Annotated in this window: 1 protein-coding gene and 2 pseudogenes; all 3 read right to left on the bottom strand. The window is 52.3% G+C overall.

Features of this window, described 5'->3' with window-relative positions:
* Positions 1-99 (bottom strand): annotated as a pseudogene (locus ACTVDO_RS17280) (AAA family ATPase); the annotation flags it as partial.
* Positions 92-1,346 (bottom strand): annotated as a pseudogene (locus ACTVDO_RS17275) (IS481 family transposase). The pseudogenes ACTVDO_RS17280 and ACTVDO_RS17275, both read right to left, overlap by 8 nt.
* Before the next feature lie 140 nt (positions 1,347-1,486).
* On the bottom strand, positions 1,487-1,977 hold a 491-nt coding region (locus ACTVDO_RS17270; protein ID WP_442901951.1), incomplete at its 5' end, for a DUF6431 domain-containing protein.

The raw sequence follows: 1,977 nt of genomic DNA, 5'->3' as shown, positions 1-1,977 counted from the left end.
CCGCAACGCTTCCTGAAATGGCGCCCCTTGATACGCCTCGGACGGGTCTGTTTCTTTCGCAAACGGCTCCCGCGAGAGGGAGTAAAACGATTTATACACCGTGTTCTCCCTCCTTCGCCGGAATCGCTGCAAACGGGGACCGATGGCGTTTTACATAGGCGTTGTCCTCCAAACGAACTCGAACGGCCTCCGCCACCTTCCTTCCATCTTCGTACACATAGACGCCCCGTTCATCATAGCGGAGTTCAATCGATTGCCCAATGAACTGGGGCGGCACTTCATACAGCTGCTTGTTCAAGGTGATCGTTCCATCGGCTTTGACCTTGTGGTGCTCCCGTTTCAGAAAAATCGCATCCAGCCAATCGATGTCTTCGATCCACACCACTCGTTCCACTTGGGACTGAAACACCTCATGCGGCGTTTTCCCTTCTAGCGAGGCGTGAGGCTTTCGATGATACTCTTCTTCAAGCCACTTCCAAAAACGCTCGTTCAGCTCTTCGAGCGACTTCGGGGGATCCAACTTCAGCAGCGGATAAAACCGCGTCCGTACGGTGCGGAAGAACCGTTCGATTTTCCCTTTGCTTTGCGGGTCATATGGCTGGGCGTGGATGAGCGTAATCCCCATCTCGGCGCACGCATACTGCAGCACCTCGGATCGATCAATTTTCCCGTTGTCCGAGTAAATGCGCTTCGGCTTCCCGCAACGAAGCACCGCTTCCTTCGTGACGATCCGCAGCCCGTCAAATTTCTCCGAGGGGAAAAAATTGGGCATACGGCACCAACCGCGAGCAGTCATCAATATACGCGATCAAAAACGTTTTCTGGGCTTTCCTATGGACGCGAATCGTGGGTCCATGAGATAAGTCCCCTTGCCAAAGCTCATTGATCTGGTCATACGTAAAGCGTTTTCGCTCCGGCATGGGCAAAATTTCTTTCCCGACAAGGTTGTGTTTTTTCAATAATCGGTATACAGTAAAGTAAGAGGTATGGTTTTCTGAGATTTCCCCCTGCTCGATTAGGTGTTCGTAGAACACCGTCACGGGCATGGTGGGATGTTCTTTTCTTAGGGCTAAGATATGATCCTCATCATCGGGCGACAGACGCCTTGAGTGGCCGCGGTCTGAACGGCGCTTTGGCTTTTAGGCGTCAAAGCCCCCTTTTTTGTATCGGGTGCACCAATCGAGGATCGTCTTGGCTGCGATTCGCTTATCGCCCTGGTGGGGAACATGGTGCACTCGCCCGCTCACCTCTTTCAGATACGTCTTCGGTTCCACCTGCCCATTCACCAACGGAGCGATTAGCCCGTACCGAAACAGGGCAATGTCGTGTCTCATCGACTCATCCATTCGAATCTCCTCCCGGTCTCACTTGGAATCAGGACCGTTCCGGTCCTCCTGCCCTTATCGTACCGAATTGCTTTTTCTCCGTCGATAGGAAAGGTTTGTGGAAACCTCAATTATTTCCGATTTAGGATATGTATGTAAAATCAGGATCCCATTTCATTCGCAAAAGGGTGTCGGAATCCGTCCTCCCACATCTCTCTGATGACCGAATAGAGACCGTGTTCCTCCAACGTCCGGATCCACCAAGAAGCCCGTTCCTTTTCTTTTTTCACGATAGGGCCTATGATCCTCCACCGCCTCGCAAAAAAGCTATGAAGGTTTGATAGGTTTCGGTAGAACCGTCGGACATAAAAGATGATGCCGTCCTTTGTCGGGAGGAACGGAGCCTGGTTCGTCCCCTCGGTCAATCCCAACTGCTCTTTCACAACTTGCCATACGGCGGACAACGTATACTGAAAATATGGGAGGAGAAAGGAAGGCAGCACACTCACCGTCTTCAAGCATTCCCGACAGCGATACCGGACAATCCAAATGCGATCATCACCATGTGGGGTCAATGCGTTTCGCTCATAGTAACCGTGGCGGTGCAACGGGCGCTTGGCCCGGCAATGCGGACACTGTGTCAGAAGAGGGA

Origin of the sequence: Geobacillus sp. BK01 (genome assembly GCF_052220245.1) — a bacterium.
In the GTDB taxonomy this organism is placed as follows: domain Bacteria; phylum Bacillota; class Bacilli; order Bacillales; family Anoxybacillaceae; genus Geobacillus.
This window is presented reverse-complemented; position numbering and strand designations above follow the sequence as displayed.